This window comes from Akkermansia muciniphila (genome assembly GCF_040616545.1).
Classification (GTDB): Bacteria; Verrucomicrobiota; Verrucomicrobiia; order Verrucomicrobiales; family Akkermansiaceae; genus Akkermansia; species Akkermansia muciniphila_E.
Map to the genome: position 1 here is coordinate 2,068,374 of NZ_CP156688.1, position 23,003 is coordinate 2,091,376.

The following is a 23,003-nucleotide window of genomic DNA, read 5'->3' on the forward strand; positions in this document are numbered from 1 at the left end:
TGAACTTTGTTTCGGAGCTACATTTGCCTGTAATGACCGGAGTCTTATAACTGCTATGCAACAGAAAATAGATTACTGTCTGGAATTAGCAAGTTTTTATAAATTTTTTAGTTCATTTGGATGGAGAATGCCTCATATCAACGATTTTGGTTGCTGCCAAAAAGGGCGATCGGGAATGTTGACCTTTATCTGAAAGATTCAACAGTCCAGGAACGCTGGAATGAGGCTGTTTCTCGAAACTCAAGGTGGGATTTTATCGCCTGAACAGGGAAAGTTTTGATTTTACGGAAAAGTGGATGCTCCTTTGTTATTGTGGACCGAAAGTTATTATGTTACCATTCATGCTCATGAGATTGCTCCTTCTTTTTCTGCTAGGCATGGGCGTCACGTATGCGGAAACCCTCCGGGGAATTGTCATCAATGTTGTTGACGGTGACACGGTCATTCTTTTGGAGAAGGGGCCGGAGGGAAAGCGCACGCACCGGGTGCAGCTTAAAGGGATTGACGCTCCGGAATACGGACAGGCCGGAGGGGAAGAGGCAAAGGCTTATCTGGAAAAGCTTGTTTGGGGAGAAACGGTTACGGTCCAATATGCCGGGGTTGACCAGTATGGCCGCATCCTGGGGCTGGTCCTGTGTGGAGCATCGCGCGTGAATGATGAGATGGTGAAGGAAGGGTGGGCATGGCGTTATAAATATTCAACCAGTAAAAAGCTGGCCGCTTATGAATCAGAAGCCAAAGCCGGAAAAAAGGGCTTATGGGCTGAACCGTATCCCATTTCACCATGGGAGTGGAGAGACAGGAAGAGAGGCAAGGAAAAGAGCGGGAGTTTTTGAAAACGCCAAGGTGGAACATATGGGGTGTCCTATAAGTTATTTTATAATAATATGGGTTTTTGTGTATATGGAAACGTAATAAAATAATTCATTGAAGAGATTCCATGGCAATCATGATTATTTTTCTTGTATGAATGGAATTATTTGTTAGATTTTCTCCGTAACTAACTCCATGAATTGTTTTTCTGCCTGTTTCCTGCTTGCGTGTGCAGCCATTCAGCCCGTTGCTGCGTCAACGGATGTTCCGTTGCTCCGTGAGGCGGTGTTGAATTTGTCCTTCCTGAGAGTCCTGATTGAGGATTCTGTGGACAGTGTTATTCCCCAGTTGCTGGTGGGGCTTTCGTGCTCGTATGAGGATCAGTTGGGAGGCCCCGTTTTTTATGAAGAGGTTCCGAAGGAGCTTTTCTGTACGGATTCAACGGGAAAGGTTCTGAAAATATACAGGGTTTCTGCTGATGCAGACAGGGCGTTTGACGTGGGGCATGGTGATCCCGTCTGGATCACTATGGCCATCCAGCGTCCCAATCCCGGTGCGGAGTGGGTCCGCATCCGGGGATTTTTGCTGTGCGCTTTTGCGGATGACCTGGTGGAGCTGTCCCCCGTGGTTCTTCCGTTGCGGGAGAAAGAGGCTACGGTGGAACTGCCTCTTGAAAAGCCGCGTAAGGACAAGGTGGCCCTTACCCTGAAAAAGTCCTATGAACTTTGGAAGTTGCAGGTGGAGGGGAGGAGTGATTTCTATTTCAATTCCTTCCATGTCAGGGATGAAAACGGACAGGCCCTGAAGGGCCAGGGCACGTTGAGCCGCCGGGGCAGGAAGATGCGGCTGTGGGGGAGGAGCTACCGTGTCTCCCCCCGCAGCCGTTCCGTGCGCGTGGTGGTCTCCTACTGGAATAAACGCATGTTCCGCAAAGTGCCTGTGGATATGAAAATCGGCCTGGGAGGTTCTGCCTTTCCCGGCTGCTAATCCGGAATAAGTTGATGAAAAGGTTTGTTATAACCTCCTGCTGCTGTGCGGGAGTGCTGATGGGGGCGGATATTCCCGTGAAGAATGTCCCTTATGCCGGAACCGGTTTGAAGGAGCCGATTATCGGGTTGTCTTCCATGTCTCTGGTGATGGGGGAGCCTTTTAATTTTCTCAAGACGCATATTGACCTGTACTGCGTGTTTCCCGGTCCGGAGATGCTGGTGCCGGAGCAGCCTGAACAGGAATTGACAGTTACTGATTCCAATGGCGTCCGCCTGAGAATCCGTTCCGTCCGGCTGGAGGAGAAGCGGATCAGGGACAAGCGCTTGAGGAAGGCGGCCATCCACATTAATTTAAAGGACGTTCCGTCCCGCGGCGCCCGCTGGATTCAGGTGAGCGGTACTCTTTTTCTTCCCCTGTGTCGTGGACTGGAGTCCCTGGATTTCGGAAGAGTGGAGCTGAAGGAGAGCGGCGTGTCCATTCCTGCGCCGGACCCCATTGCCGTGCGGAGGGCTCTGGAAAATAACCGGGTGGAGATAGCGGACATGGCCCAGATGGAGACGGTGACGCTGAAAGTGACCAGGCTGGAAGGGCGCAAGCGCCATGCCCCGGCGAACGAACCGGGGGAGGAATGGAAGTTCATGGTTTATTCCGAGGTGTATGCGGAGAATATGTTCCGCGCGCAGGATTTTGTGTTTCACGATATGAAGGGCAACAGGGTGAAGCCCCTTCTTACCTGCGACTACGCCCATAATGAAGACAGGGGGAAGTCTTTTCTGTTCAAGGGAGCGCCCAGGTTCATGGAGGTGGCTGTCCTGTATCAGGGGCCTTCCCGCATCAGGCCGGTTCCCGTGGATATTAAAATAGGGGTGGGCGGCGTGATGCCCGCGGCCCTTCCGGCTCCGCAGGGGGAACCCCGGCAGGATTCCAGTTCCCGCTGATTTGTCTCCGGCTGCGGTAGGGCCGCATTACCATTTCAGCAGGGTATTGGCTCCCTGGGCAAAGCCGGAAAGCAGGGTGCCTGCCGCCGCGGTTTTCTGGGCTCTTGCGTTGGCGCGGCCCAGGTACTGCTCCATGTTTGCGCGGTTGTGCAGGGATTGCGCGTTTCTCATGGCTTCCGCGGCTTCATCCTGAATCCGGGTTTGCAGGCGCGTGGCCAGTGCCTGTTCCGTGACGGGCACGGATCCCTCCCTCAGCAGGGAAGACCGGGCGGCGTCCAGACGGGCGTCCCCCATCTGCCGGGCGGCGTCCTGCTGCATGCGCCTGGCGTTTTCCATGCCCGCCTGTTTCTGGAGTTCCGCCTCATTCCTGAGGGTGGCCGCATTGGCCTCCGCTGCTTTTCCGGTAGCGTCCGCGCTTTTTTTCTGGGCGGAGGCGGAGGCAGCGCCCGCTGCCGCCGACGTGGCGGCCAGCGCTATCATTCCCAAAGATGCTGGATCAAATCCCATGCGCGCATCCTGGTATGAAAAACGGTTCAGGCGCAAAACGCCTGAACCGTTTGACATGAATCAGGGTTTGGCACAGAAGAGGTATTATTCCACCACGATGCTTTCAATGTTCAGCACCGGGTTTTCCGGGGTGGAATGGGGGTCAATGGTCCCGGTAATGATGACGGCGTCACGTTCCTTCAGCCCGTTCACGCCTTTGGCGGAGTGTTTGATGGGCTGTCCCTGGTCATCCACAAACTGGACGGTCATCGTATTGTTTTTCCGTATTTCCACCGGTACCGTACCTGTGGACCAAACTCCCCGCTCCTTCATGTTGGTCAGGAGCTGGGCCGGATCCCCGATGGTGAAGGAGGCAATATTTTTTGAGAAAACCGGCTCGTCGCCAATCACCGCCCCCTTGACGGTGACTTTGTCCCCCGGGGCCGCTTTTCTGGCGTCTGAAACGACGAGGGCCCGCGGCAGGCCGACCATGTTCTCCGCAAATCTCACGGCCATTTGCTGGGTGACGTTTTGATCGGAGGTTAGAGCGTTCACGGTTTCCTTGGGGTTGCAGCCCATCAGGGAAATTGCTGCTATGGTCAGGGTAATCAAATGTGCGGTGTGCATGGGAACTCCTTTTTGCTGAAAGGTTGGATTCCTTTCCACCTTCTGCCGTTCATCATTCCCGGTAAGGAAAAGAATATTTTTCACAGGAACAGCCCGGCAGCCAGCATGACCAGGTCCCTGAGCGCATCCCAAAGCCTTTCCGCGTTCTGGACGCAGTCCGCCAGAAAGCGGTGAAGGCTTACGGCGTTGAACAGGCGCAGCAGCACCAGGAACAGAAGCAGGTTGGCAAAGTAAACCAGGATAAGGGAGAAGAAGGTTCCATTGTCCGCCAGGTCCGGCTGGTCCTTGGGGATGATCCATGCCGTCCAGAACAGGTGGAAGCACCACCAGAAGCCCAGGCCGGAGTAAAGCAGGGCCTGGCAGGTAACCGTGGGCCAGAAGATGTACGCCAGCCCCCATGCCAGGCCCCACAGCATTGCCCAGAGAGGCAGGAAATACGGGGAAAGGGAGATGAACAGGTTGTTTTTATCCGTCTGGATGTAGCCCCCGTCCAGGTCCGCCTTGAAGTGATGGACGGAGCCGCGGCTGCAAAGGACCGCCAGCACGTGCGTCAGTTCATGGCCCAGCACATACAGGTACAGCAGGGAGGAGGTGAACAGCCTGCTGCTGCCAAGCACCACCCATACGGACGCTCCCAGCAGGGCATACCAGACAGGGATGGAGAACAGGATGTTGAGGCTGCCGGAGGCGTGGGCCAGCTGGTCGCACAGGGACATGGCCGTAATCAGGGCCAGAGGAAGGAGAAGGAAGGTGGCCACCGCATGCCTGATGAACCGGGTCTTGCGCGGAAGGTCCATGAAGGTGAATTCCTGGCATTCATCCTCCCAGCATTCGGAGGAAACCTGGGCGCGGTAGGTCTTGTCCCAGGCGTCGCGGTTGCATTGCCTCATCATGTCGCCCAGGCTTGCCGCGGAGCGCGGCTTCCGGGCGGTTTCTGCATACCGGCGCCAGTCCTGGCGCGGCGGTGTGTGTTTGGGTGCCTTGGGCATGCGGTGGGGAGGTGCGGGACCAGCATAAGGGGGCTTTTGGAGAAATGCGAACCAAATTTGCTCCTTCCGGGAACCGGAGGAAAAAATGTTTTATGCGCGCCGGAACTTTCTGTATAATCCGCCGCATGCAAGATGCTCTGCTGGTTCTGGAAACTTCCTGTGCGCAGTCTTCCGCCGCGGCTTGGAGCGGAGGGGAACTGCTGCGCCGCGTGGAATGGAGAGCTGAGCGCAACCATTCCTCCGCCATTTTTGAGGCGGTCCGGCAGGTTCTGGATTCCCTGGAAGGCCGGCTTTTGAAGGAAATAGCGGTGGGGGCTGGTCCGGGCGCCTACGGCGGAATCCGCGTGGCGCTTGCCGTGGCGGACGGCCTTTCCCTGGTGCACGGCTCCCGCGTGGCGGCGTTCAGCTCCTGGAACGGCCTGGGCATTCATGATGATGAGGCTTTCGTGATGTCCGACGCCCGGCGGGGCGGGTGGACATGGGGCAGGCTGGAGCGCGGTTTTCTGACGGCGCCCCCGGAGGTGCTTCTCGCGGAACAGGTCCGTAACCGTGTGGCGGAATGCCTGAAAAACGGCATCCCCGTTTATTCCACGGAAACGGCGGAAACCCTGGCTGCCAGGGAGATGGCGGGCACCGTTCCGGCGGTTCCCGACGCGGAGGCGCTGGGGACCGCATGGCAGGCCCTGGCCCCGGACCACCGGGAGAAATTTCTGAAAGGGCCGGCGGAGCCGTTGTATGTAAGGGCTCCCCACATCACTTGCGCCAAACGTCCCGCCTGGGCTGTGAAGGCGTAATTAAGGTTTGACTTTCTGGAAGATTGTTAGACTTTTAATCGGTAATCTTCATCCCCAGTAGCATTTTTTTAACATGAGTAATGACACTTCTTCGCAACAGCCCACATATCCCAAAGGTTTAAAAGGAATCATCGCCAATGAATCCGCCTTGAGTGATGTGCGCGGTGAGGAAGGACGGTTGCTGTATCTGGGCTACGATATTGATGATCTGGTGGAGATGTGCTGTTTTGAGGAAGTGGTTTACCTGCTTCTCAACAAGCGTCTGCCCAACCGGCAGGAGCTGGAGGCCATCAAGAAGCGCCTGCGTTCCGACCGCGACCTTCCCCAGCCCATTCTGGATTTCTTTAAAACGGCCACCAAATCCGCACGGCCCATGTCCGCCCTCCGTACGGCGGTGTCCATGCTCGGCATGTATGACGACCGGACGAAGGACGCCGGACAGTTGAAGGAAATAGGCCTCAGCCTGATTGCCAAGGTTCCCGTGATGGTGGCGTACTATTACCGTTTGTGCCAGGGGCTGGACCTTCCGCCCGTGCGGGAGGATCTGAGCGAGTCGGAACATTTCCTGTGGCTGCTGAAAGGGGAAGAGCCCAACCCGGATGAAGCCCATATCCTGGACGTGGCCTACATCCTGCATGCGGACCACGGCATGAACGCCTCCACCTTTGCGGCGCGCGTCTGCATCGCCACTCTTTCAGACATGTATTCCGCCATTACGGCGGCTATCGGCACGCTGAAGGGGCCGCTTCACGGGGGCGCCAATGAAGGCGTGATTGAAATGCTCAAGGAAATAGGCACGGAGGACAAGGTGGACCCCTACATTGAGGACAAGCTGGCGCGGAGGGAAAAAATCATGGGCATGGGGCACCGCGTGTACCGCGTGCTGGACCCCCGCGCTCCGCACCTGCGCCGCATGGCCATCCGCCTTTCCTCCAGAATCGGGGAGCCCAAGTGGATTCGCATGTCGGAACGCATCGCCAAGCTCGTCCGCGAGCGGAAGGGACTTAATGCGAACGTGGATTTTTATTCCGCCACGGTTTATTACAGCATCGGCATTCCCACCAGGCTGTTCACGGCCATTTTCTCCATCGCCCGCTGCTGCGGCTGGGTGGCCCAGGTGCTGGAGCAGATGGAGGACAACACGCTGTACAGGCCGCTGACCCTCTACACGGGGCCCAAGGACCGCATTCCTGTTCCTACTATTGATATGCGGTAACAAGGTTTTTTAACGGAAAAGGCGCTGGATGTTCATCTCCGGCGCCTTTTTTGCATCATTCCCGCTCCCTTTCTCTCTCATGAAAAACTATCCATTCTACCTGCTGTCCGTATTCGCCCTGTTGTTCATAGCTCTGGGGATTTCACCCAGCTCCCGTTCCGTCTGGGTGGCGGAGGTGATTCCCGTGGCGCTGGTGGTGGTTTTCCTGGCGGCGGGATTCCGGAAATTCCGCTTCAGCAACTGGTCCTATACGCTGATGTTTTTCTGGCTGGCGTGCCACACGGTGGGCGCGCATTACACCTTTGCGGAAGTGCCTTTCGAATGGTTCCGGGAACTTGTCGGGGCGCACCGGAACCCTTTTGACCGCGTGGCTCACTTCACGGTGGGGTTTTATGCTTTTCCCGTGGCGGAATACCTGGTGCGCAGGCAATATGCGGGGAAGGTGCTTGCGGGGATATTCGGCCTCTTCTTCGTGATGGCCGTGGCGGCTGCCTATGAGATCATTGAATGGCAGTACGCGGTTATGGTGGGCGGGAATGACGCCAATGACTTTCTCGGCTCCCAGGGAGACATTTGGGATGCCCAGAAGGACATGTTCTGCGATACCTGCGGGGCCGTGGCCTCCCTGGTTCTCTTTTACCTGGTGCGCCCCTGGCGCCGGAAAGGCGCGGATTCCGCTTCTTCCTGACCGGGATATTCATGTTCCCAGCCTGCCGGAATGGAACGGGCAATAGGGAGGCCCCCGGTGTTTTCCGTATTAAATGCCCGCCTGGCGCAGCCCTTCGTAAAGGACAATGGCTACGGCAGTGGAGAGGTTCAGGCTGCGAGAGCCTTCCCCGGGCATGGGAATGGTCAGGGCCGTGTCAGCGTGTTCTTTCAGCAGGCTTTCCGGCAGCCCGCGGGATTCCGGGCCAAAGACCAGGTAATCCCCCTCCCGGAGCTCCGCATCCCAGTGGGAGCGGCGCGCCTTGGTGGTCAGGTACCAGAACCGCGCGCCGGGGGCCGCCGCCCGTTGCAGCTCCTCCAGGCTTTCCCATACGCGGAGGTCCACTTTGGCCCAGTAGTCCAGGCCCGTGCGGCGCACGTGCTTTTCATCCAGGCTGAACCCCAGCGGTCTGATCAGGTGCAGCCTGGACCCCGTAGCCAGCGCCAGCCGCCCGGCCGCTCCCGTGTTATGCGGAATTTCCGGATGGAACATGACGATGTGGAAACGGGGGTGCATGCACCTATTCTCACCACAAACGCGCCTTCCGTTCAAGTGAGACTTGTCCAAAAGTGGCAAATCATGTACGTTTCCTTCCGATGAGAGATATCGTGTATTTTGACTTGGAAACCCGTCATTCCGCGGCGGAGGTGGGCGGCTGGCACAATACGGCGGACATGCGCGTTTCCGTGGGAGTGACTTATTCCACGGCCTCCGGCAAGTACACGATTTATTCCGAGGAGATGGTTGATGACCTGATCCTCCAGCTCCGCCAGGCCGACCTGGTGGTGGGGTACAATCACGAGCATTTCGACTACGGCGTGCTTCAGCGCTATACGATGTGGAACTTGGTGGACATCACCAACAATCTGGACCTTTGCAGGGACATCGAACAGCGGGGAGGCGTGCGCGTGAAGCTGGATTCCGTAGCGGCCGCCTCCATCGGTTCTTCAAAAACGGCCGTAGGCACCCAGGCCCTCAAGTGGTGGGCGGAGTACGTGCAGACGGGCAATACGGATGTACTGATGGAGATTGCCCGCTACTGCTGCTTTGATGTGAAGGTGACGCGGGACGTGCACTGGTACGGGGCAGAGCACGGCTTCATCCGTTATGACGACAAGAAAGGTGGTACGGTGGAACTGCCTGTGGACTGGAAGCTCTAAAGGACGCTTCCGGAAAGAGGGGCCGTTTGGGCGCCATTTGAATCAGCGGCGGTTGATGCGCGCCACTTCCCGCTGGGCCTCCCGCATTTCCACGCGGGCTTTCAGGTCATAGCGCTGGTCGCGGTGGGTCTTGCCCTTGCCCAGGCCCAGGGCCAGTTTTACCTTGCCGTTTTTCCAGTACAGTTTCAGGGCTACCAGGGAGCACCCTTTCTGGGAGGTCTGTTGCTCCAGCTTGAAAATTTCCCGTTTGTGGAGCAGCAGGCGGCGCGGGCGGCGGGACTGGTGCTGGAAGAATTCTCCGGCGGTTTCCCACGGCTGGATGTCGCAGCCGTACAGGAGCATCTGGCCGTTTTCCACCCTGGCGAAGGAATCCGCTATGTTCACCTTGCCGGAGCGGATGGATTTGACCTCCGTTCCCTTGAGCTCCATGCCGCATTCGTAGGTGTCCAGGATTTCATAATCCCGGCGGGCTTTCTTGTTGGTGGAGATGTCGGAACTCATGGCGGAGAGGGGGAGGGATGAAAAGGCCCCGGGCTGGAAGAGCCGGGGCCTGGTTGAAATGGAATGCTCCGTGCGGAAATCCGGGCCGGAACGGCAGTAGGGAGGGTATGCTTTTTACTGGTTGCCTTCTTCAAGGCTGTCTGACTCTGCATGGTAGACAAGCTTGCCTTCAACGATTTCCGTCAGGGCAATGTTCGCGTTACCCATGTGGGGGGTGGTGGGGACCAAGGGAGCGCGGCCATTATTGAGCTGGGCGACGCGGCGGGAAACCACGTTGATCAGCATCTGGGGCTCGGAAATGATTTTGGAGGCTTGTTCGACGAGTTCGGCTTTCATGTAAAAATGTTTGGATAGGATCTCCTGATGCGGAAAGACATATAAAGGCTCCCCCTGTCCATAAGCAAGCCTATATTACGGCATGAGCTCCCTTCGTTCACGGGAAGTCAGCTCCTTCCATGAGCCGGGTTCCAAGCCGTCCAGCGGGAACCTGCCTATCCTGGCGCGCAGGAGCCGGAGCGTAGGAAAGCCGATGACGGCAGTCATGCGCCGCACCTGGCGGTTTTTACCTTCCACCAGAGTCAGCTCCAGCCAGGAGGTAGGGATGGCGGCGCGGTAGCGCACGGGGGGATTCCGTGGCGGCACGTCCGGTTCCCTGCCCATGAGGCGCACCCGGCAGGGGAGCGTGCGGTACCCCTGGATGGAGAGCCCCCCGCGTTCCAGCGGGAGCAGGTCCGCGGCGGAAGGGGTGCCTTCCACCTGGCTCCAGTAAGTTCGGGGGTGCCGGTTGGCGGGGTTCAGGAGGCGGTCCACCAGGGATTTCTCATCGGACAAAAGGAGAAGGCCTTCAGAATCTGCGTCCAGCCTGCCGACGGGATACACGCCGGAGGGGAAGCCGAATTCCGCCAGTGTCCGGTGGTGGGGCGCCTCCCGCGTGAATTGGGAAAGGACTCCGTAAGGTTTGTTGAACGCCAGAATCATGCCGTGCGGAGCAAGTATAGCATGAGCCTCCGTCCTTGGCACGAGAAATTGAAGCGGCTTGACTTGTCCCCGCCGGGGAAGGAAAGTACCTCCATGCATGGAAAAATGGCAGGCGGTATTCTGATGCTGGCGTGCTGCTTGCCCGGCTGGGTGCAGGCAGCTCCGGACGCGGGGGAAGTGAAGGCGAAAATCGCGCGGAAAATCTGGCAGAACGAATGTGCCGGAACCGTCAGGGGGCTGGTCTCCTGGAACCGGGGGGAGGCGTTCCCCTCGCTGGGCATCGGGCATTTCATCTGGTTCCCCGCCGGAGTCAGGGAAAGGTTTGAGGAAAGCTTCCCTTCCTTTGTCCGGTTTTGCCGGAAAAGGGGCGCCCGCGTGCCGGAATGGTTTTCCGGCGCGGCCCCGTGGCGCACCAGGGGGGAGTTTGAAGCGGCGGACGTCCGCGGCGGCCTGCCCGAACGGATGCGGCAGTGGCTGTCCAGTCCCGCGGCCCTTCAGATGCAGGCGGATTTTATCATCAGCAGGTCCGTGGCCGCCCTGGGGCGCATCAAGAGCCAGTCCCGGCGTCCGGCGGAGATGGCGGCGCGGTACAATGCCGTGGCGATGGCGCCCAACGGCATGTATGCGCTGATTGACTACGTGAATTTCAAGGGGGAGGGGACCAATCCCGCAGAAAGGTACCGCGGCCAGGGCTGGGGGCTCATGCAGGTGCTGGAAGAGATGCGCCCCGCTGCTCCCGGACAGCCTGCTGCTGCGGAGTTTGCGGAGGCGGCTAAAAGGGTGCTTCAGCGGCGCGTGGACAACAGTCCGGCAGGGCGCGGGGAGGCCCGCTGGCTTGCCGGATGGAAGAACCGGTGCGATTCCTACAAGAGAAGCCTGTGACGAATTCCCCGCCCGGCGGAGAAGACCAGTTGCGCAATTATCCTTGACCTGCCGGGGATTAGGGTGTAATTCCCTCACTTCATCCTGAAACTTCGCTAATTTTATGCCAAACACTCAAGAAGAAACAACGCTGGTTCTGCTCAAACCCGATTGCGTGCGGAAAAACCTTTCCGGCACCATTTTAAAACGTTTTTTGTCCGAGGGGTTTCGCCTGCGCGGCATTAAGATGATCCAGCTTGACGAGCCTATTCTCCGGGAACATTACTCCCATATTCTGGACCTTGTGGTCAACGGGGAACTGCTGTTCCCGAAACTGCTTGATTTCATGACCAGCTCCCCGGTTATCGCCATCGCCCTGAAGGGACCGGGCGTGATCGTGCGCGTGCGTGAGCTGCTGGGGCCCACCAACTCCCAGAAGGCGCAGAAGGGCACCATCCGCGGGGATTACGGAACGGACAGCATGATGAATATCTGCCATGCTTCCGACAGCCGCGAATCCGCCGCCGTGGAACTGGTACGGTTCTTCCGTGAAGAAGAGCTGTTTGACAGCCTTAACTGAGGCGTTGCCCTTTTTACCTCCGGTTTGCCAGAGCCGCGGCTTGTGATAAGGCTGCGGCTCTTGCCTTGCCTGGGGTATGCCCCGCAGAAGGATGAGCCTCCATGGGGCAGGCATGCCCCGCGGCCGCAGGGAAGGGAGGAAAACCGGGAAAAGGCAAATTATTTTTCCCAGGGAGTGGTCAGGTACAGGAAGGCTTTTTTCATCCGGTAGGCCTCGCGCATCAGGCCGTCCAGGATATTGTTGCAGCTGTGCCTGGAAAAGGAATAACCGTAAATGCGCTTGATGGCGGCGTCCTCGCTGTGCTGCTTCTGGCGCTTTAATTCGGCGTCCATGTCCCGGAGCTCCACATTGGGGGCGCTCAGGTTGTCGCCGTGCCAGCGGAAATCCGCCAGCAGCCTGTTGTAATGGACGAACTTTTTTCCGGCACGGCCCAGGCGGGCGTAATACTCCCCGTCCATGTCGTACCGGAACCGTTCGTCCAGCAGGAATCCTTCCTCAATCGTGGTGCTCCTGCGCAGGAACAGCGCGGTGGAGGCCAGGTACGTGCCGTACCAGATGTGCATGCGGAGGCTGTAGGGCAGGGCTTTCATGGGCCGCTGGACGGCCCCGTCCGCATCAATGAAGTTCCAGGCCCCGTGCACGATGTCCGCATCCGGGCGGGAATCCGCAAAGGCCTTGACGGCTGCCAGAGCCCCAGGCAGCAGCCTGTCGTCCGTATTCAGCCACATGACCCACTTGCCGCGCGCCCTCCGGAAGCCGCGGTTGATGCCCTCAGACATGCCGGAATCCTTCTCCACATGCAATTTCAGGTGCGGGTAGGAGTTCAGGATGTCCAGCGTTCCGTCCGTGGAGCCGGCGTCCTGGATGATGTGCTCAAACGTGGCGCCTTCCTGGTTCCTGACGCTTTCAATGCACTCCCGCACGTAGCTGGCGTAATTATAGCTGGGCGTAACGATGCTGAAATCAGGCTCGGTATCCATGGAAATTTTATTTGGAGGGACTGATGGAGCGTTCCCTGGCGATGTAGATGGGGCGTTTTTTGACCTCCGTATAGGTCTTGGCCAGGTACTGGCCCAGGATGCCCAGGCACAGCAGGACGATGCCGCCCATCAGGCAGAAAACGCAGACCATGGAAGTCCAGCCATAGGCGGAATGGGGCCAGATCAACTCCCGGACCGTCAGCGCGATGATGGCAAGAAAGGAAATGAAGGAAAGCATCACCCCCATGATGGAGGCCAGGGCCAGGGGGGCTGTGGAGAAGGCCACAATGCCTTCAATGGAGTAAAGGAACAGTTTGAAGAAGGACCATTTGGTTTCTCCCGCCACCCGCTCCACATTCTCATACTCAAACCATTTGGTGCGGAAGCCCACCCATTCATACAGGCCTTTGGAAAAGCGGTTGTACTCCTTCAGGGAAAGCAGGGCCTCCAGCACGGGGCGCGTCATTAGCTTGTAATCCCGGGCGCCGTCCACGATGTGGGTGTCCGATATCCGGTGAATCGTCTTGTAAAAGGCGCGCGCAAAGAAAGAACGCAGCGGCGGTTCCCCCTTCCGGGTGACGCGGCGCGTTCCGGCGCAGTCGTACCCTTCCTCGTCAATGGCTTTCACCATCTGCGGCAGCAGGGAGGGCGGGTCCTGAAGGTCCACGTCCATGACGGCTGCATAATCACCCGTGGCCGCTTCCAGCCCCGCGTAAATGGCCGCTTCCTTCCCGAAGTTGCGGGAAAAGGAAATAAACTTCACCTCCGGGGAATGTTCCGCCAGCTCCTTGATTATCTCCAGGGTGCGGTCTGTGGAGCCGTCATCCACAAAGATAAGTTCCAGGGCGTATCCCTCCAGGTGTTCCTTGAAAACCCGGTCCACCTCTTGTTTGAACGCCGGAATGGCCTGCTCTTCATTCAGGCAGGGAACGATCAGGGAAATTCGTTTCATGGCAGTGCCCGCATCATACGCCAGGGGCTTTCCGGATGCCAGAAAATAGTGCCCTGTACGCAGAGCGGCCTTCCCTCCGCAGGGCGGAAGGGAAGGCCGCTGAAAAAGGCGCTGCGCGTGGAAAAAACGGAAGAATCAGAATTTCGGCAGGTTGCCGATGTCATCCTCGTTTTCAGGGGCGTGCGGGTCTTTCAGGTCACTGTCTCCGTCCTTGCCGAAGGACCAGAAATCGTAATCCGGATTCATGCCGTTGCCCATTTTCAGGTTCTTTGCGCTGGCGGATTTGGAGGGGATGGCCTGCTCGCTGCCCAGGCGGTAGCGGTAGGGGGAGCCCCACGGGTCCGCCAGGATGTAAAGCGTGACGGGCCTGCCGTCCTTGCCCTTCACATGGACTTCCCGGACGGTCGGGTTGCTCTTGGGCTGGGTGGCGGGATTCAGCTCATCATTGTAAATGGTGGTATCCCTGGAAGGCATGCCTTCATTCTTGTGGTCGCCGAAGAGGGCCATGTATACCACGTTGGAGCTGTACTCCTCGCCGTTCGCCACGGCTACTCCGTGGTTGTTGAAGGGGGCTTCCGTACCGTAGGGGTAGCGGTCATGGTCGCTGTGGTAGCTCTCCAGCCCCATTTCAATCTTGCGGACGATGGATTCCGTGGCCTGTTCGTTCTTCCGGGTTTCAAGCCAGGTGTAGATGGAGATGGTCAGCGTGGCAAGCACCACGATGATGACCATCACCACCAGGATTTCCATGAGGGTGAAGCCCTGTGCCGCCCGGAGGCGGCTGTATGCGGAGCGAATCTTCATCTGGTCTGCTTCTGGAGGAGGGTTAACCCATTTTCTCAATGACCTGCAGAAGGGGCAGGAACATGGCGAACACGATGCCGCCCACAACCACGGCCAGGAACACGATCATGATGGGTTCCAGCATGGAGGTCATGGCCCCCACGGCGTTGTCCACTTCATCATCGTAAACGTCCGCAATCTTGAGGAGCATGTCCGGAAGCTGCCCGGTTTCTTCACCCACGTCCACCATGGAGATCACCATGGGCGGGAAAAGCTTGGAGGAAGACATGGGCGTAACCACGGATTCACCTTCCTTCACGGAATCATGGATAAGGCCGATGGCGTCTCCCACGATCATGTTCCCGGCAGTGTCCTTGGTGATGGTGAGCGCCTGGAGAATGGGAACGCCGGAAGTGACCAGCGTGCCGAAGGTACGGGCGAAGCGGGCGATGGCGCTTTTGCTCTGCACGTTACCGATGACGGGCATGGTCAGCAGGGCCGTGTCAATCTTGCGGCGTCCGTTGGGCGTCTTGCTCATGGCCGTGAAGACGGCGTACAGGATGGCGATGACGGCGGCCAGAATAACGGCATTCGGCACAAAGAACGGAGCGGCCATGAACCAGTCACTGATGCCGAACACGAACTCGGAAATGGCGGGAAGCTCACTGCCTTGTTCCGCGAACATGGCCTTGAACTTGGGAACGATGACCAGCATCAGGAAGATCACGATGCCTACCGCAATGAACAGGACGATGGAGGGGTACACCATGGCGGTGATTACCTTGCTCTTCAGTTTCTGCGCCTTTTCCTGGTATTCCGCCAGGCGGTTCAGCACGACTTCCAGCACACCGCCCAGTTCACCGGCCTTCACCATGTTCACGAACAGGCGGTCAAAGATTTTGGGGTGCTGGGCCAGGGCTTCCGAGAAGGTGGAGCCGCCCTGAACGGAATCCCCCAGGGCTTCAATGGTCACACGCAGGTTGGGGTTGGCTTCCTGCTTGGCCAGCACGTTCAAGCTCTGGAGCAGGGGCAGCCCGGCGTCAATCAGGGTGGCCAGCTGGCGGGTGAAAATCATCAGGGCCTTCGCCTTGATCCTGGCGCCTACCCTGCCTTTCTGTTTTTTGGCTCCCGTGGCCTTCTTCTTGGCGGCGGCTGTTTGCTGGATCTTGCCCTTGCCCGCTTCTACGATTTGGGTGGGGTACAGGCCATGCGCCCGGATGGATTCCATGGCCTCCGCTTCGGAATTGGCCTCCAGGGTACCCGTTTTCTGGTCGCCTTTATGGTCAAGTGCTGTATATTGATATTTAGGCATATATGTGGTGTTTTAAGTGTTTTCTGCTTGGTGGTTGAAATGGGAGTGCGGTGTCCGGCTGTCCATTAAGTGTACTTCAGCACTTCTTCAATGGTGGTATTGCCGTTGTAAATGTTTCTCAAACCGTCTTCACGCAGGGTGGACATGCCCATTTCAATGGCCTTCTGCTTCAGCACCACGGAGGGAGCGCGGTCCGTGATCATGTCCCGCAGGGTGTCGTTGATATCCAGCAGCTCATAAATCCCCTGCCGGCCCTTGTAACCGGAATTGGAGCACTTGTCACAGCCCCGGCCCGTGTAAAAGTGCTTGTCTCCCAGTTCATAGGGAGATACGCCAAGCTGGGAGAGGATGGAGGAGGAGGGTTCGTACGGCGTGCGGCAGTCCGGGCAGATGGTACGCACCAGGCGCTGGGCCAGCACCCCTTCCAGGGAGGCCGCCACCAGGAAAGGTTCACAGCCCATGTCCACCAGTCGTGTAATGGCGCCTGCGGAGTCGTTCGTGTGCAGGGTGGAGAGCACCAAGTGGCCCGTCAGGGATGCCTGGATGGCAATTTGGGCGGTCGCCATGTCTCGCATTTCCCCCACCAGAATGCGGTCCGGGTCCTGTCGCAGGAAGGCACGGAGGACCATCGGGAAATCCAGGCCGATGGCTTCATTGATCGGGATCTGGATAATGCCGTCAATGTCATATTCCACGGGGTCTTCCGCCGTCAGCACCTTGGAATCAATAGTATTGATTTCCCGCAGGGCGGCGTACAGCGTGGTGGTCTTGCCAGCGCCGGTAGGACCGGTGACAATGAAAATACCGTTAGGCTTGCGAACCGTGTCCAGAATATATTCGTGAATGTGGGTGGGCAGCCCCAGGTTATCCAGGTTCAGGTTGACGGAAGAGCGGTCCAGTACGCGGAGCACCACGGATTCCCCGTACTGGGTGGGGAGGGAGGAAACACGCATGTCCACCGAGCGGTTCCCTATCTGCTTGACGATTCGGCCGTCCTGTGGAACGCGGCGTTCCGCGATGTTCATGTTCGCCATGACCTTGACGCGGGAAATGACCGGCACGGACAGGTGCACGGGGGGAGGCTGCATTTCATACAGGGAGCCGTCCACGCGGTAGCGGATTTTGAATTCCTTTTCAAAAGGCTCAAAGTGAATGTCGGAGGCTTTTTCCTTAATGGCCTGCGTGATGACCAGGTCCACAAAGCGGATAACGGGCGCTGCGGCGGAATCCTCCGTCTCGTTGCTGACTTCCAGATTGTTGAGTTCCTGCATCAGGTCTTTCATGGCGGCGGTTTCTCCGCCGTACAGCTCATTGATGCGTTCGGAAATCTGGTAATCCGGAGCTATGAGAACGTGGATGTTCTGGCCCAGGGCGAAGCGCAGGTCTTCCACCGTTTGCGGGTTCAGGGGGTCCACCAGGCAAACGTACAGGCCTTCCGGGCCGTGCCGCACGGGCAGGGCGCCGTGCAGGCGCACGAGTGTGGCCGGCATCATATTCTGCACGTTCGGGTCCGGTTTGAAATTGTCCAGGGTGATGAATTCCGTGCCCAGGTCGCTGGCGATCATCTGCCAGATATCGTCCTTGCTGCCAATGATGCCGAAATCCGCGAGCACTTCCGGCAACTCCTTGCCGGAGACGGTCATTTCCTCCTTGATATCCTTCGCCAGGGATTTGTCGATCATTCCCCGGCCGATGAAAAGTTCCAGTGTAAGATTGGTGTCCATAATAATCAGAATGAATTGCGGGGAAAAATCAGTTGGCGTCTCCCATGGTGACATTGAGGACTTCTTCCGGAGAGGTCAGCCCGGCCAGCACCTTGCGCACGCCGTCCTCTCTCAGGGTTCTCATGCCGAGTTCCCGGGCGCGCTTGCGCAGCTGGGGGGAGGTCAGGTTCTCGTTGATCATGCGGCGCACTTCGTCGTCGATCTCAAAAATTTCAAAGAGACCCATTCGTCCCTTGAACCCGCCGCCGCGGCAGAAGTCGCAGCCGTGGGGGGCCTTGATCTGTCCCGGAGTAAGGCGTGACATGTCAATGTTCAGCGTATGCGCCTGCTTCTCCGTCAGCACGCCGTCCACCTTGCAGCGGTCGCACAGCTTGCGGACAAGGCGCTGGGCCATGATGGCGCGGACGGATGAGGCGATCAGGAAGCGCTTGATGCCGATGTCCGCCAGACGGGCCACGGCGCTGGGAGCGTCATTGGTGTGAAGGGTGGAGAACACCAGGTGGCCCGTCAGGGAGGCGTTGATGGCGATGCTGGCCGTTTCCATGTCTCGAATTTCCCCGATCATGATGATATTGGGGGCCTGGCGGAGCATGGCGCGCAGGGCGGCGGCGAAGGTCATGCCGATGTCCGCCTTCACCATCACCTGGTTGATGCCGGAGAGCTCGTATTCCACGGGGTCTTCCACCGTGATGATCTTTTTATCCGGACGGTTGATGTGGTTCAAGCACGCGTAAAGGGTGGTGGTCTTACCGGACCCGGTGGGGCCCGTCACCAGGATGATGCCGTCCGGCAGGGTGATGAGGCGGTCAAACACGGCTTCATCATCAGAGAAGAAGCCGAGCTGGGGCAGGCCCAGCACCAGGGCTGACTTGTCCAGAATACGCATGACGATGCTTTCCCCGTGGTTGCTGGGGACGGAAGACACACGAAGGTCAACCTGCTTGCCGCCGATGTTCATCTGGATTCGGCCGTCCTGGGGCATGCGCTTTTCCGCAATGCTCATGGTGGTGCTCATCACCTTCAGGCGGGCGATGATGGGGCTGAGCAGCTTCTTGGGGTGGGTGGCTACTTCCACCAGCTTGCCGTCTACGCGGTAGCGGATGCGGAGCCGGTTTTCCATGGGCTCAATGTGAATGTCTGACGCGCGCATCTTGAAGGCGTCCGTCAGCATCTGCTGCACCAGGCGGATGATGGGGGCGTCTCCGTCTTCCCCCTCACTGCCGGCGGCGTCCGCCGGAACGGTCAGGTCGCGGTAAAACTCCTTCAGGCGGCTTTCCACCGCGCTGTGGGTGGCTACGCTGAAAATAATGTCGCGCCCCATCAGCTGGGGCAGGCTGTCCATGGTCTCCAGGTTCAGCGGATCGTCAATGGCGATGTTGATGGAAAAACCGTCGTCGGAAATGGGAATGGCCCGGAAGCGCCGCGCCAGCTCCGGCGTGATCAGTTCGCGCACTTCCTGGGGAATGTGCATGGGCCCCAGATCCACGACGGGCAGCAGGGAATTGGACGCCGCCACCTGGGCGATGACATCTTCCGTAAGATAATTGGCCTGGATAAGGAAATCAACCAGATCCTGGGTGGGAGATTTTTGACTGCGCGCATATTGAAGAATCTCTTCATTCAGATAGCCGGCCTGCGTAAGAAGTTCGATGAGATATGATTCGTTGGAGTACACGTCGATCTCTGGAGTCTATGGTTGGAAGTCTGCCGAAACGGAGCGGCAGGATACTCCCCTATTTCTGACAGGTTCGCGCCGTAAAGTCAACTTAGCTTCCCTCAAAAGGGCATTTTTTTTCAGGAGGAAGAGGAGTAGGGGAAAAGGAAATTCCATGCGCGCCGCTTTCCGGGCCTGTAGAATATCCTGGCGTGCGGGAGTTCTCCTTCTCTCAGGACCGCTGGCGCGGCATGGCGGAGAGCAGGTCTTCCAGTTCCGCCATGCTGGAGACGCGCACCAGGCGCGCGCGCATTTCCTTGGCGCCGGGAAAGCCCTTGGTATAAGCCAGAATTCGTGACCTCATGTGGCGCATGGTGTGGAGCTCATCCCCGTAATGGCCGGAATCCAGGGCCATGCGGGTATGGCGCAGGATCAGGGCCGTCTTTTCCTGCGGGTCCCTAGCCGGGGGCATGGCCCTGTGCAGCAGGTAATACCTGGCGTCTCCGAAAATCCATGGGTTCTCCATGGCCGCCCGGCCAATCATCACGCCGCTCACGGCTGTATTTTCCTTCACATAGGCCACCCCCTGCGGGGTGGAAATATCCCCGTTTCCGATGACGGGAACGGAGATGGCCCGCGCGCATTCGTCAATAATGTCCCAGTTGGCCGTGCCGGAATACTGCTGGGAGCGGGTGCGCCCATGGATGGTAATCATGGAAATGCCCTCTTCCTCCAGCAGGTGGCACGCGTCCATGGCGCACAAATTCTGGAAATCCCAGCCAATGCGTATTTTGGCCGTGACGGGAATGCGGTCCCCTACCGCTTTCACCACCCCTGCCGCTACGGAGGCCAGCAGGGGCAGGTCCTTCAGCAGGGAGGAGCCGCCATTCTTGCCCACGACCTTGGGAACCGGGCAGCCGAAATTGATGTCAATGAAATCCGGCTTATCATGGTCCAGAATAATCCGGGCGGCTTCTCCCATGTGCTCTCCGTCCGCGCCGAAAAGCTGAATCCCTATGGGGCGGTGGGCGTCTTCTATCTTCGTGTACCGGCGGTTTCTTTCCCATGCCTGGAGAATGCCTTCCGCGGAGACGAACTCCGTGACCATCACGTCAGCCCCCAGTTCCTTGCAGATGGTGCGGAAAACAGGGTCCGTCACCCCGGCCATCGGGGCCAGGAACAAGGGAAAATCCGTCTTAAAAAACGGAAGGGAAGTTGTGCGGTTGGAGAAAGTCATGATTCCTTAGAATGAGGCTAACATGCCCCCGTATCCCGTTCAAGCGTCTTGGCCGCCCTGACAGAAAAGGAAGGGTGTTCTCTGGCGGCTCCGGAAATAGAAAAACGGCTTCACTCCGGGAGTGAAGCCGTTTGGCGTCAAATGGAAAGAGCGTCGTTTTAGTGGTGGCCGCACCCGCAGCCGCCGTCCTTGTGATCGTGGTCATGATCGCAATTGCCGTCACAGTCGCAGCTATCCTTGTCGCAGCTGCCGCCGCAGGAGCAGGAAGACTCGGAACTCATCGCGCGCTGGCGGGCTTCTTCAATTTCTTCCGGAGTGGGGGCATGGCCAAGATCAATGGACATGCCCAGGTACTGGTTGATGGTGTTCAGGAGTTCGTCAATGGTCTGGCGCGCTTCCAGGAAGCCGCGTGCCGCGTCGTTCTTGATCACGTTTTCACGCAGGGAATCAAACTTGGCAATTTCTTCTTCCGTGGGGGGCATGCCGGCCAGGTGCTTGTTGCGCAGTTCTTCGCCGTAGGCATTCACTTCTTCAAAAAGCTTGGTTGCCTCGGGGTTCTGGAAAAAGAGGCCGATTTTCGCCTTGGCGGCCACAACCTGGTCTTCCTTGGCAAGCATGTTGCAGAGGGCTTCCGTGGCAGTGCGCAGGTTGTCATTGAGAACGGGGGTATTCATATGAAATCCATTTAATCATGGCTTTCAACGCAGGGCAACCCGGTTGCGAGGCATGGCGTGCATTTTCGTGTCAGGGTGTTCGCGGATTAGGAATCCGAATGCGATAACCAACAACGCAAAAAGTAAACAAAAATATATTATAATCAAGAGTATATGATACTTCTCTAACAAATATTTTCTTCAACGGCAATATACGGGAAAATAATGGATAGTATTGGAGAAATGTATTTGTGATGAAAAAGTAATATTGACTTCGGATTCCTAATCCGCACAATCCCGTTTGTTGTTCAGCCTATGGCAGGAAAAAATAATCCCTTAGCTCCCTTGGGGTGGAAAATTCCGTTAGCGCTCCTTATTTGGTCTGTTATGGTGGTGGGTGCGTGTTCGGATACGTCCCCCTTGTATTCCTTTTATCCTTCTCCGGACCCTTCCATTTTCTTCATGTTCGGACGCGGACTCCTTCATGGCCTTCTCCCCTATGTGGAAATGGCGGACAGCAAGGGTCCCCTGCTGGTGTGGATTTATTACGCCGCCGCCTGGATTGACGGACATTCATTTGCCGGAATATTCCTCATTCAGTGCGTAACCCTTTTTACGACGCTTTTACTGGCTTGCAGGACGGCGCGCTTTTATCTGTCACGGCGCGGCAGCCTGCTGGCTTCCATGCTGCTGTGCCTGTTTCTGTTTGATTCATTCCCCTTCCAGCGCGGGGGCGGGGTGGAGGAACTGTGCTGGCCAGGGATGGCGGCCGTGGTTTACGGGCTGGTGCGGTATTTCCGGATGCGGGACAGGCGCAGCCTGCTGTTCCTGTCCGGAGTAGCCGGGGTATTTGCCGGGGCTGCCTTCATGATGAAGTTTTCCATAGCCTTTCCCGTGTGCGCCTTAAGCGGGGTTCTGTGCCTGTGGCTGTGGTGGAACGGATGGAAAAAAGAGGCGGCGGCGGCTCTGGGGATGACGGCAGCCGGGCTCCTGGCCGTGGTGGTTCCCTGTTCGGCTTGGCTGGTATTCCACGGCGTTTGGAAAGAAGCGATGAATGAATACCTGTTGTGCTCCGTGCGTTATGGAACGGTGGCCCAGGAGGCTACGTGGTGGGCCAAACTCCTGAGGCCGGCTCCGGTCCGCTGCCTGTCCGACATATTGATGTGGGCGGCTGTCATCTGGGCTCTGGCAATAGCGGGATGGCGTCAGTTAAAAACGCAAAAAGCGCTCCTGTTCACGGCCCTGTTGTATATCTTCTTCAAGGTGGAGATGTTCAGCGTGTACAACTACTATTACAACTCCATCCTTTCACCCATGATGATCTGGGTGACCATCTTCTTCGTGGCCCAGGCGGAACGGCGCTTTTCCCTGCGCCTGCCGCGGATGGCGGCCGGAACGCTGGCCATTGTCTGCCTCACGGGAGCCGGAATGGCTGCCGGGCTGACGGGGGCCGTCCGGAAAGGAGATTTTGTCTGGAACGGCAGGGATCTTCATTCCCCCGCCGTCCGGGAACGGCTGGCCCCGTTTTCCGGAGCCTCCGTCCTGTATCTGGGCTGGCTGGACAGGGGCTTCGGCATTACCTGGGACTGGAAGCCCTGCGGAAGATATTGGTTCCTCCAGAATTTCCCGTCGGAAGAAATGGTCAGGGAGCAATATAATTACATTGAGCAGGGTCTGCCGGATATCATCCACACCAGTTCACGGGATGATGATTCTTTTCTGCGGCAGCACGGCTATAAGCCCTTGATGCCGGGGCTGGACAAGGGGGAATTCTGGTGCCGGGTGTCGGAAGCGGAAAACAGGCCGTCCTCTGAAGAATAAAAGGACCGCCCCATGGATGGGCCTCTCCTGGGAATGAAATACGGCTTACTTCACCGTTCCATGCTTTTGGCATCCCGGTACAAATTCTTCAGGGAGGAAAGCTCTCATGTTGCGGGGTGAGGACGTTCTTTTTCCGGCAGTGTCCGGCTTCTTTCCGTATCTTGTCTGCGTTTTGGTAGAACGGGATAATCAGGCCTTCGTCCCACAGTTTTTTGAGCCGGGAAAGTTCCGGTGCTGCCAAGAACCGT

General features: G+C 57.8%; 25 protein-coding genes. 10 read left to right on the top strand and 15 right to left on the bottom strand.

Going from position 1 to position 23,003, the window contains the following annotated elements:
• Positions 1–347 precede the first annotated feature (347 nt).
• The 3 genes from ABGM91_RS08510 to ABGM91_RS08520 all read left to right on the top strand — a co-directional run bounded on the left by ABGM91_RS08510 (position 348) and on the right by ABGM91_RS08520 (position 2,741).
• Positions 348–836 (top strand): thermonuclease family protein, encoded by a 489-nt coding sequence (locus ABGM91_RS08510; RefSeq protein ID WP_354831420.1) that lies wholly within the window; start codon positions 348–350, stop codon positions 834–836.
• A gap of 304 nt (positions 837–1,140) precedes the next feature.
• Positions 1,141–1,800: a hypothetical protein gene (locus ABGM91_RS08515; protein WP_354831423.1), complete on the top strand. Its 660-nt coding sequence runs from the start codon at positions 1,141–1,143 to the stop codon at positions 1,798–1,800.
• Positions 1,801–1,814: 14 nt separating this feature from the next.
• Positions 1,815–2,741, top strand: coding sequence for a hypothetical protein (locus ABGM91_RS08520; RefSeq protein ID WP_354831426.1), 927 nt, complete (start codon positions 1,815–1,817; stop codon positions 2,739–2,741).
• Between the two features lie 27 nt (positions 2,742–2,768).
• Here the strand turns inward: ABGM91_RS08520 and ABGM91_RS08525 are convergent, their stop codons facing one another.
• From ABGM91_RS08525 to ABGM91_RS08535, 3 genes are all read right to left on the bottom strand, one after another.
• The gene (locus ABGM91_RS08525) at positions 2,769–3,221 is read right to left on the bottom strand and encodes a hypothetical protein (protein ID WP_354831428.1); all 453 of its coding nucleotides are present in this window, start codon (positions 3,219–3,221) and stop codon (positions 2,769–2,771) included.
• 111 nt (positions 3,222–3,332) lie between these two features.
• Entirely contained in the window at positions 3,333–3,854 is a 522-nt protein-coding gene (locus ABGM91_RS08530) for a hypothetical protein (protein WP_215429294.1), read from the bottom strand.
• 80 nt (positions 3,855–3,934) lie between these two features.
• Positions 3,935–4,843 carry a hypothetical protein gene (locus tag ABGM91_RS08535; protein WP_215429292.1) on the bottom strand — a complete coding sequence of 303 codons (909 nt, stop codon included), beginning with the start codon at positions 4,841–4,843 and terminating at the stop codon, positions 3,935–3,937.
• Positions 4,844–4,968: 125 nt separating this feature from the next.
• Here ABGM91_RS08535 and tsaB point away from each other — a divergent pair, with 125 nt between their 5' ends.
• The 3 genes from tsaB to ABGM91_RS08550 all read left to right on the top strand — a co-directional run bounded on the left by tsaB (position 4,969) and on the right by ABGM91_RS08550 (position 7,541).
• Positions 4,969–5,637, top strand: coding sequence for a tRNA (adenosine(37)-N6)-threonylcarbamoyltransferase complex dimerization subunit type 1 TsaB (tsaB, locus tag ABGM91_RS08540; protein WP_354831431.1), 669 nt, complete (start codon positions 4,969–4,971; stop codon positions 5,635–5,637).
• 73 nt (positions 5,638–5,710) lie between these two features.
• A complete protein-coding gene (locus tag ABGM91_RS08545) occupies positions 5,711–6,853 on the top strand; it encodes a citrate/2-methylcitrate synthase (RefSeq protein WP_215429287.1) in 1,143 nt (380 codons plus the stop codon).
• Positions 6,854–6,932: 79 nt separating this feature from the next.
• Complete coding sequence (locus ABGM91_RS08550) at positions 6,933–7,541, top strand: DUF2238 domain-containing protein (protein ID WP_290566621.1); 609 nt, start codon at positions 6,933–6,935, stop codon at positions 7,539–7,541.
• Positions 7,542–7,610: 69 nt separating this feature from the next.
• Here the strand turns inward: ABGM91_RS08550 and ABGM91_RS08555 are convergent, their stop codons facing one another.
• Entirely contained in the window at positions 7,611–8,075 is a 465-nt protein-coding gene (locus tag ABGM91_RS08555) for a tRNA (cytidine(34)-2'-O)-methyltransferase (protein WP_354831435.1), read from the bottom strand.
• A gap of 80 nt (positions 8,076–8,155) precedes the next feature.
• Here ABGM91_RS08555 and ABGM91_RS08560 point away from each other — a divergent pair, with 80 nt between their 5' ends.
• Positions 8,156–8,719 (top strand): ribonuclease H-like domain-containing protein, encoded by a 564-nt coding sequence (locus ABGM91_RS08560; RefSeq protein WP_215429281.1) that lies wholly within the window; start codon positions 8,156–8,158, stop codon positions 8,717–8,719.
• A gap of 42 nt (positions 8,720–8,761) precedes the next feature.
• On the opposite strand, the gene smpB is transcribed toward ABGM91_RS08560, so the two are convergent.
• The 3 genes from smpB to ABGM91_RS08575 form a co-directional block, all read right to left on the bottom strand.
• The gene (gene smpB, locus ABGM91_RS08565) at positions 8,762–9,220 is read right to left on the bottom strand and encodes an SsrA-binding protein SmpB (protein ID WP_102714758.1); all 459 of its coding nucleotides are present in this window, start codon (positions 9,218–9,220) and stop codon (positions 8,762–8,764) included.
• A 114-nt stretch (positions 9,221–9,334) separates the two neighbouring features.
• Positions 9,335–9,556, bottom strand: a complete 222-nt coding sequence (locus ABGM91_RS08570) for a DNA-directed RNA polymerase subunit omega (protein WP_102714286.1) — start codon at positions 9,554–9,556, stop codon at positions 9,335–9,337.
• A 75-nt stretch (positions 9,557–9,631) separates the two neighbouring features.
• Entirely contained in the window at positions 9,632–10,198 is a 567-nt protein-coding gene (locus ABGM91_RS08575) for a pseudouridine synthase (RefSeq protein WP_354831438.1), read from the bottom strand.
• Between the two features lie 105 nt (positions 10,199–10,303).
• On the opposite strand from ABGM91_RS08575, the gene ABGM91_RS08580 reads away from it, so the two are divergent.
• Both ABGM91_RS08580 and ABGM91_RS08585 read left to right on the top strand, forming a co-directional pair.
• A complete protein-coding gene (locus ABGM91_RS08580; protein WP_354831440.1) occupies positions 10,304–11,080 on the top strand; it encodes a hypothetical protein in 777 nt (258 codons plus the stop codon).
• 103 nt (positions 11,081–11,183) lie between these two features.
• A complete protein-coding gene (locus ABGM91_RS08585; RefSeq protein ID WP_215429275.1) occupies positions 11,184–11,639 on the top strand; it encodes a nucleoside-diphosphate kinase in 456 nt (151 codons plus the stop codon).
• Positions 11,640–11,797: 158 nt separating this feature from the next.
• Here ABGM91_RS08585 and ABGM91_RS08590 read toward each other — a convergent pair whose 3' ends face one another.
• The 8 genes from ABGM91_RS08590 to ABGM91_RS08625 all read right to left on the bottom strand — a co-directional run bounded on the left by ABGM91_RS08590 (position 11,798) and on the right by ABGM91_RS08625 (position 20,955).
• Positions 11,798–12,619: a glycosyltransferase family 2 protein gene (locus ABGM91_RS08590; RefSeq protein WP_354831443.1), complete on the bottom strand. Its 822-nt coding sequence runs from the start codon at positions 12,617–12,619 to the stop codon at positions 11,798–11,800.
• 7 nt (positions 12,620–12,626) lie between these two features.
• Positions 12,627–13,571: a glycosyltransferase family 2 protein gene (locus ABGM91_RS08595; protein WP_354831445.1), complete on the bottom strand. Its 945-nt coding sequence runs from the start codon at positions 13,569–13,571 to the stop codon at positions 12,627–12,629.
• Positions 13,572–13,706: 135 nt separating this feature from the next.
• Positions 13,707–14,375, bottom strand: a complete 669-nt coding sequence (locus ABGM91_RS08600) for a prepilin-type N-terminal cleavage/methylation domain-containing protein (protein ID WP_290566627.1) — start codon at positions 14,373–14,375, stop codon at positions 13,707–13,709.
• 22 nt (positions 14,376–14,397) lie between these two features.
• Positions 14,398–15,666 carry a type II secretion system F family protein gene (locus ABGM91_RS08605; protein ID WP_354831448.1) on the bottom strand — a complete coding sequence of 423 codons (1,269 nt, stop codon included), beginning with the start codon at positions 15,664–15,666 and terminating at the stop codon, positions 14,398–14,400.
• Positions 15,667–15,731: 65 nt separating this feature from the next.
• Positions 15,732–17,390 (bottom strand): GspE/PulE family protein, encoded by a 1,659-nt coding sequence (locus tag ABGM91_RS08610; RefSeq protein WP_290566629.1) that lies wholly within the window; start codon positions 17,388–17,390, stop codon positions 15,732–15,734.
• Between the two features lie 28 nt (positions 17,391–17,418).
• Positions 17,419–19,065 carry a GspE/PulE family protein gene (locus ABGM91_RS08615; protein ID WP_290566630.1) on the bottom strand — a complete coding sequence of 549 codons (1,647 nt, stop codon included), beginning with the start codon at positions 19,063–19,065 and terminating at the stop codon, positions 17,419–17,421.
• 211 nt (positions 19,066–19,276) lie between these two features.
• Positions 19,277–20,227, bottom strand: coding sequence for a tRNA dihydrouridine synthase DusB (gene dusB / locus ABGM91_RS08620; RefSeq protein ID WP_354831452.1), 951 nt, complete (start codon positions 20,225–20,227; stop codon positions 19,277–19,279).
• A 212-nt stretch (positions 20,228–20,439) separates the two neighbouring features.
• Positions 20,440–20,955, bottom strand: a complete 516-nt coding sequence (locus tag ABGM91_RS08625) for a YlbF family regulator (RefSeq protein ID WP_102714264.1) — start codon at positions 20,953–20,955, stop codon at positions 20,440–20,442.
• Positions 20,956–21,396: 441 nt separating this feature from the next.
• Here ABGM91_RS08625 and ABGM91_RS08630 point away from each other — a divergent pair, with 441 nt between their 5' ends.
• Entirely contained in the window at positions 21,397–22,755 is a 1,359-nt protein-coding gene (locus tag ABGM91_RS08630; RefSeq protein WP_354831456.1) for a glycosyltransferase family 39 protein, read from the top strand.
• Positions 22,756–23,003 lie beyond the last annotated feature (248 nt).